The 6,665-nt window shown below is 70.1% G+C and carries 8 protein-coding genes and 1 pseudogene; 1 reads left to right on the top strand and 8 read right to left on the bottom strand.

Going from position 1 to position 6,665, the window contains the following annotated elements:
- Positions 1-243, bottom strand: a pseudogene (locus tag HUU95_RS05335) (AAA family ATPase); the annotation flags it as partial.
- A 222-nt stretch (positions 244-465) separates the two neighbouring features.
- Here HUU95_RS05335 and HUU95_RS05330 point away from each other — a divergent pair.
- Complete coding sequence (locus HUU95_RS05330) at positions 466-1,284, top strand: flagellin (RefSeq protein WP_174279165.1); 819 nt, start codon at positions 466-468, stop codon at positions 1,282-1,284.
- 126 nt (positions 1,285-1,410) lie between these two features.
- Here HUU95_RS05330 and HUU95_RS05325 read toward each other — a convergent pair whose 3' ends face one another.
- The 7 genes from HUU95_RS05325 to flgM all read right to left on the bottom strand — a co-directional run bounded on the left by HUU95_RS05325 (position 1,411) and on the right by flgM (position 6,469).
- Positions 1,411-1,596 (bottom strand): PEPxxWA-CTERM sorting domain-containing protein, encoded by a 186-nt coding sequence (locus tag HUU95_RS05325; protein WP_254602636.1) that lies wholly within the window; start codon positions 1,594-1,596, stop codon positions 1,411-1,413.
- A gap of 9 nt (positions 1,597-1,605) precedes the next feature.
- Positions 1,606-1,962: a hypothetical protein gene (locus HUU95_RS05320; protein WP_174279164.1), complete on the bottom strand. Its 357-nt coding sequence runs from the start codon at positions 1,960-1,962 to the stop codon at positions 1,606-1,608.
- A 125-nt stretch (positions 1,963-2,087) separates the two neighbouring features.
- The gene (locus HUU95_RS05315) at positions 2,088-2,822 is read right to left on the bottom strand and encodes a sigma-70 family RNA polymerase sigma factor (protein ID WP_174279163.1); all 735 of its coding nucleotides are present in this window, start codon (positions 2,820-2,822) and stop codon (positions 2,088-2,090) included.
- Complete coding sequence (flhA, locus tag HUU95_RS05310) at positions 2,819-4,882, bottom strand: flagellar biosynthesis protein FlhA (RefSeq protein WP_174279162.1); 2,064 nt, start codon at positions 4,880-4,882, stop codon at positions 2,819-2,821. The genes HUU95_RS05315 and flhA overlap by 4 nt, the downstream gene beginning before the upstream one ends.
- Positions 4,883-5,716 carry a lytic transglycosylase domain-containing protein gene (locus HUU95_RS05305; RefSeq protein ID WP_174279161.1) on the bottom strand — a complete coding sequence of 278 codons (834 nt, stop codon included), beginning with the start codon at positions 5,714-5,716 and terminating at the stop codon, positions 4,883-4,885.
- 158 nt (positions 5,717-5,874) lie between these two features.
- Positions 5,875-6,189: a flagellar protein FlgN gene (locus tag HUU95_RS05300; protein WP_174279160.1), complete on the bottom strand. Its 315-nt coding sequence runs from the start codon at positions 6,187-6,189 to the stop codon at positions 5,875-5,877.
- The gene (flgM, locus tag HUU95_RS05295) at positions 6,176-6,469 is read right to left on the bottom strand and encodes a flagellar biosynthesis anti-sigma factor FlgM (RefSeq protein WP_254602635.1); all 294 of its coding nucleotides are present in this window, start codon (positions 6,467-6,469) and stop codon (positions 6,176-6,178) included. The genes HUU95_RS05300 and flgM overlap by 14 nt, the downstream gene beginning before the upstream one ends.
- Positions 6,470-6,665 lie beyond the last annotated feature (196 nt).

The raw sequence follows: 6,665 nt of genomic DNA, 5'->3' as shown, positions 1-6,665 counted from the left end.
CGGCCCGAACGCGATCCGCGCCGGGGCGCCATCGCGCGACGGGCACACCAGGCGGCCCTCCTCGCCGACGATCACGGTGCGCGCCGCCAGCGGCGCGGCCTCGCCATCGGCAACTAGGAACAAGTCCCCCGCCTTGGGCGCCCCGGCGCCGAGCGAGCCCAGGCCAAAGCCTTGCGCGCGCAGCGACGACAGCAACGCGAACCGGCGGGCGAGAATGGCGGCGGAAGGAAAGATCGAACGCATCGGGCAGGCCTCTCTGGTCGGCCCCGAATGCGGCACCGCTAGTAAAGAGGGGGTTAAATGCCGAGCCCGCTGCCTCTCCTTCCGTGCACGGGTCCGCGCGCGCGAGGGCCGATCATATTTGCGCTAAAGCACCGCCGATCCCGGCCGTTATCTCCTCTGCGTGGCTGAAGCCTTCCGTTCTGGGGGCGGCGGGAGCTGCGAACACCATAGAGGAGTTTCCCAATGACCGTGATCGGAACCAACACCGCGTCGCTGCGCGCGGCGAACGCGTCCAACAGCGCCAACATGCAGCTGGCGACCGCGATGGAGCGCCTGTCGACCGGCAAGCGCATCAACACCGCCAAGGACGATGCCGCCGGCCTCGCCATCTCGTCGTCGATGACCTCGCAGATCAAGGGCATGAACCAGGCGATCCGCAACGCCAATGACGGCGTCAGCCTGGCGCAGACCGCGGAGGGCGCGCTGGGCGAGGTCACCAACATGCTGCAGCGCATCCGCGAGCTGGCGGTCCAGTCGGCGTCGGGCACCTATTCCGACACCAACGACCGCGGCAACCTCAACGCGGAAGTCACCGCGCTGACGGCGCAGATCACCGACATCCTGACCAACTCGCAGTTCAACGGCGTCAAGCTGTTCGACGGCTCGGCCGGCACGTCGGGCACGATCAAGATCCAGACCGGCGCCAACAACGGCGACACGGTCGATCTGAGCCTCGCCACGATCACCGATTCGACCAAGACCACGAAGGTCGACACGGTGGCCAACGCCAACACCGCGCTCGATACCGTGTCCAGCGCGCTGGACACGATCAACACGGCGCGCGCCAAACTGGGCGCGGCGGAGAGCCGCTTCCAGTCGGTGGTCAACAACCTGACCTCCAATGTCACCAACCTCACGGACGCGCGCAGCCGCATCGAGGACGCGGACTTCTCGGCCGAGACCGCCAACCTCGCCAAGGCGCAGATCCTGACGCAGGCATCCACCGCGATGCTCGCCCAGGCGAACCAGTCGCAGCAGGGCGTGCTCAAGCTGCTCCAGTAACCGGCTCGGCGCCGGCACCGCCCCCAAACGGGTGACGGCGCCGGCTCCCTCGATCAGGGAGCGGGGAACCCCGGTCCGTCGCGAGACGGGCCGGGGTTTTCGCGTGGGCTGCCGGCGAGAATCGGGTCATGCCGCCATCGTGGCGCGGCGGGTCCGGTGACGCAGCGCCGCGCCGGCCAGGCCAAAGCCCAGCATCGCCATGCCCCAGCTCGCCGGCTCGGGCACTGCCGCCGCCGCGAAGGTCAGGATGACCCGATCCGCGAAGGTGCCGCCGATCTCCGGCATGGCCCGCGCGTAGAGGAGGCTCGCCACGGTGCCCGCCTATGGATTGAAGGACAGGCTGAAATCGTCGGTCGCCCCGCCGACGCCCGTGCCCCGCCCCAGCCCGTCGCCGACGATGCCGTACAGCTGGTACGGGTCCCGGTCGTTGTACGTGTAGGGCGACGTGTTCCTGAACAGCCCGGCATTGGCGGCGGCGAAGGTGGTGGACCCGAGCCTCAGCTTGGCCGACACCAGCGTCGCCGTCTGCGCATAGACCGACACCGTCGCCGGATCGTCGTGGACCACGGAGAAGCTGCCGCTCAGGACCAGCTCCGTCCCCTTGTACGCCTGCACGTCGTAGACATCCAGAATCGGGACCGCCCAAGTGGCGCTGCTCCCGACCGGGAGCAGCGCCACTTGAGCGTGAGGTGATCTTGTTCATGATGCCTGCGTCACCGTGATTAGCGTTCCGTAACGCTATGCTCGCCACGTGACGCCTTGGCGGCAACCTGATGACCGGTCGGTGACCGATCGGTGGCGGATCAGCCCGCCCGCATCGCCTTCCTCAACCGGCCGTGCGCCGCCGCCTTGAGCTGGCAGACGCGCGCGGCGCCGACGCCCAGCACCTCGCCGATCTCCTCCAGGTTGAGTTCCTCGGCATAATAGAGCTGGATCACCAGCGCCTCGCGTTCGGGGAGCGCCGCCACCGCCACCGTCAGCCGCGCGCGCTGCTCGTGCGCCGCGAGCTGGTCGAACGCGTCGGGCGCGTCGTCGGCGAACCAAGGCAGATCGTCGGCATAGACGTCGTCGATCGCCTCGAAGCGGACCGCGTCGGCGGACAGATAGTCGGCGCGCAGCTTGTCCACGCTGACGCCCAGATGGCTCGCGATCATGATATCCTCCGGGGCACGGCCCGTCGCTTGAGTGAGGGCGGCGACCGCCCGCGTATAGTCGCGCCGCCGGCGCATCGCGCCGCGCGTCGTCGTCGCCTGACGGCGCAGCTCGTCGATCATCGCGCCGCGCAGGCGGGTGGTCAGATAGGCGCGGAACGCCGGCCCCTGCTCGGGTGCTGCCCCGACGGCCTCGACCAGCGCGACCAACCCGACCTGCACCAGGTCCTCGACGTCGACGAGCGTGCTCATCTGGCCATGGACGTGCCAGGCGAGCTTGCGCACCAGCGGCAGGTGCTGGCGCACCAGCGCGTCGGCGCCGGGGTTCGGCCGATAGGTGAGCGGCGCGGCGTCGGCGAACGCGGCGCGGTTCGGCAGCGCGCTCATGCCGGCAGCATTCCGGCCGCGCCGATCACCGCGACCACCTCCACCGCCTTTTCCTCGGGCACCTCGAAGAACGACAGTACCGGCGTGTCGGGCAGGCAGGTGCGCACCAGCTTGCGGATCGCGACGCGCACGGCGGGCTGAACCACCAGCGCGAAGGGCTTGGCTTCCGCGACCAGCGGCTGCGCCGCGCGTTGCAGCGCGTCGACGATGCGGCGGCCCAGATCGGGTTCGATCACATGGCGGCGCCCGCCATCGGCGCGCATCGCCTGGCCGAGAATGCCTTCCAATTGCCCCTCCAGCGTCATCACGCGCAGCGGTTCGCGCATCCCGCACAGCTTCTGGATGATCAGCGATCCCAGCTGCGGCCGGACCAGCTCCAGCAGGTCCTCGGGGTCCTGCGTCCGGGTGGCGGCGGCGGCGATCGCGGTGGCGATGCGGCGGAACTCCTTGAGCGGGATGTTCTCGGCCAGCAACGCCTTGAGCACCTGCGTCAGCGCGGTGAGCGACAGCGGTTGCGGGGTCAGCGACGCGACCAGCTGACCCGCCTTTTCCTTCAGCCCGTCGAGCAGCTGCTGCACCTCGTCCGGCCCCAGCAGCTCGGCCGCGTGCGCGCCCAGCGCGTGGTTGAGGTGCGTCGCGATCACCGTGCCCGGATCGACCACCAGATAGCCCGCGCCCGTCGCCGCGTCCGCGTCCGCCTTGCCGATCCAGGTCGCGTCGAGGCCGAACGTGGGGTCCTTGCTCTTCTTGCCCGGCAGGCTGCCGAACGCCTGGCCGGTGTCGAGCGCCAGCATCTCGTCGGGACTGACCTGATCCTCGCCGACGCAGACGCCATTGACGAGGATGCGATAGGTGTAGGGCGCGAGATTGATGTCGTCGCGCACCCGCGCCTGCGGGACGACGAAGCCCAGCTCCTTGGACAGCTGGCGCCGCACGCCCGTGATCCGCCCCATCAGCGGCCCGCCGCGCCGTTGGTCGACCAGCGGCACCAGGCCGTAGCCGATGTCGAGGTTGACCTGCATCGCGTCCGTCACCTCGTCCCAGCCGATCCGCGACGGATCGACCGGCTCGGCGACCGGCGCGGCGGCGATCGCCGGCCGGCGCTCGATCTGCCGCAGCTTCCACGCGGCGAAGCCAGCGACGACGGCGGCCGACAGGATCACGACGTGCGGCATGCCCGGCAGCAGCCCCAGCAGCGCCAGGATGCCGGCGACCGGGGTCCAGGTGCGCGACGAGCCGAACTGAGTCCCGATCTGCCCCGCCAGGTCCTTGTCCGACGCGACGCGCGTCACGATCGCGGCGGCGGCGATCGACAGCATCAGGCTTGGCAGCTGCGCCACCAGCGCGTCGCCGATCGCGAGCAGGATATAGGTGCGCGCGGCGTCGGCGATCCCCATGCCGTGCGACACCGGGCCCAGGATCAGCCCGCCGACCACGTTGGCCGCCAGGATCAGCAGCGCCGCGACCGCGTCGCCCTTCACGAACTTCGACGAGCCGTCCATCGAGCCGTAGAAATCGGCTTCCGTCGCCACCTCCACGCGCCGCGCCTTGGCCTCGTCCGGCGTGATCAGGCCGGCGTTGAGATCGGCGTCGATCGCCATCTGCTTGCCGGGCAGCGCGTCCAGCGTGAACCGCGCCGACACTTCGGAGACGCGACCAGCGCCCTTGGTGACGACGATCAGGTTGATGATCATCAGGATCGCGAACACGAACAGGCCGACGACATAGTCGCCGCCGATCAGGAACGTCCCGAACGCCTCGATCACATGCCCCGCCGCGCCCTCGCCCTCATGCCCATGGACCAGCACGACCCGGGTCGAGGCGACGTTGAGGCCGAGCCGGAACAGCGTCGCGAACAGCAGCACGGTGGGAAAGGCGGAGAAGTCGAGCGGCTTGCGCGCATTGAGCGCGACCATCAGCACGGCGAGGCTGATCGCGATGTTGGCGATGAAGAACAGGTCCAGCAGCTGCTTGGGGATGGGGACCATCATCACCACGACCAGCAGCAGGATCGCGAGCGGCAGCGCCGCGCCGCGCGCGGTGGCGAGGAAGCGGGTCATCTAGGACGTTCCCAGTTGGGCGAGCATCAGATAGGCAAGCCGCGCGGTGTCGGGTGTCGGGCGGAGCAGGCTGCCGCCGTCGCGCCCGCCCAGCCGGCCCAGCGTCGATCGCGCCCAGCTCATCGCCTCCGTCGCGTTCTCGTTCGCGCCGGTGACGACGGTGGCGCCGTCGAGATCGAGTGCCTGCGTGCCGTAGCTATAGGCGGACGGCACCGCCGCGCCCGCGCTGCTCAGCTTGCCGGCGAAGTGCTGGTAGATGTCCTGGAGCGAGCGCGCCTGCCCGTCGCCGTCGAAGAAGACGTTGCGGTTGGCGGCGGCGGCCTGCGGGAACAGCGCGGCGCCGCTCGCCTGCGGGTTGGCGGCCATCGTCTGCAGGAAACGGCGCGCGCCGGCGAGGCCCAGGAAATGCGCCATGTACAGGTCGGTGCCGGTCGCCGCGCGACCCAGGCTGGTCTCCAGCGAGGCCTTGTTGTCGCCGGCATAGGCGGCGGCCATCAGACTCGACGCCTCCGGATCGTTGCGCAGGCCCAGGATCGCCTGACGCGTCGCGGGATCGCCGACGGTGAGCTTGCCCGACGCGGACCGCTCGATGCTGTTCGCCGCCCAGCCGAGGCCATGGTCGGCGCCATGTTTCTTGACCACCGCGAGCCAGCTCTGCTCGATGAACTGGTACAGGCCCGACGCGGACGAGGTGCCCGCCTTGGCCGATGCGTTGAGCCCGCTTTCCAGCCTGGCCTGGCCCAGCAAATAGCCGAAATCGACACCCGTGCGGCTGGCGGCGCTTGCGATCGCGGATTGGACGCGGGCGGCCGCGACGGGGCTGACGATCGTCATGCCCGAACATCAGCAAGGACCATGCCAACTCGCCTGGCGTCACCCTGAATTTGTTTCAGCATCCATGCGTGATCGTCCGACCCTGGACGAGCGATCGTCATCGTGCGAGCCGTCGCGCATGGACCCTGAAACAAGTTCAGGATGACGGCGCCCTTGGGCTAGGCGTACGCCCGCGCCAGCATCGGCCGGTAGCCGCCGCCCGCCTCGCCGGTCAGCGTTTGCAGGCGGCGGCGGACATTTGCCGCCATCAGGTTGACGTAGATGCGGCAGGTCTCGTTGAGCCGGGTCGCCTCGTCCGCCAGCTCGCGCAGGTCCGGCCCCGCCGGCCCGGTGCCGAGCGCCGCGATCTGGTCGAGCCAGCCGAGCTTGTCGGCGGTGGCCCGCTCCAGGCCGACGACGTCGTTGGCCTTCAGCGCGGCGATCTCGGCATGCAGCGCGTCGATCACGCGCACCAGCGCGTCACGCCTGGTCATCGGTCATCCACTCGTACCGCACCGCCAGCAGCCGGTCGGCCACCGTCGCGGGCAGGATGGGGAAGGTGCCGTTGGCGATCGCCTTCTTGATCTGCTGCACCCGGTCGGCATCGACCGGCGCGTCGGCGGCAAGCTGCGCCGAGACGCCGCCCAGCTGCGCCACATCGGCGGGCGTGCTGGCGGAGCTGGTCGCCGCCGGCGTCGGCGTCACGGCCGTCGCGGCGAGCACGCGCGCCACCGCCCGGTCCACCGCTCCTTTCGTCCCTACCGCGTCCATCATGACCCGCATCCCCGTTCACGCCCGTCAGCCCATCAAACGGCGGCGCGCGGCCAAGTTTAAGCGGTTTTTCCGTCGCGTCGTTAGCGGGCCGGCAACGACTGGCCCGAGCCCGGCTCATAACCCGGCAGCATCGCGCGGCCGCTGGCGACCGCGATCGCCTGCACCGGCGTCGCCGCGCCGTCGACGCGGACCGCGA

The sequence above is a fragment of the Sphingomonas bacterium genome, from assembly GCF_903643065.1.
Taxonomy (GTDB): Bacteria; Pseudomonadota; Alphaproteobacteria; order Sphingomonadales; family Sphingomonadaceae; genus Sphingomonas.
This window is presented reverse-complemented; position numbering and strand designations above follow the sequence as displayed.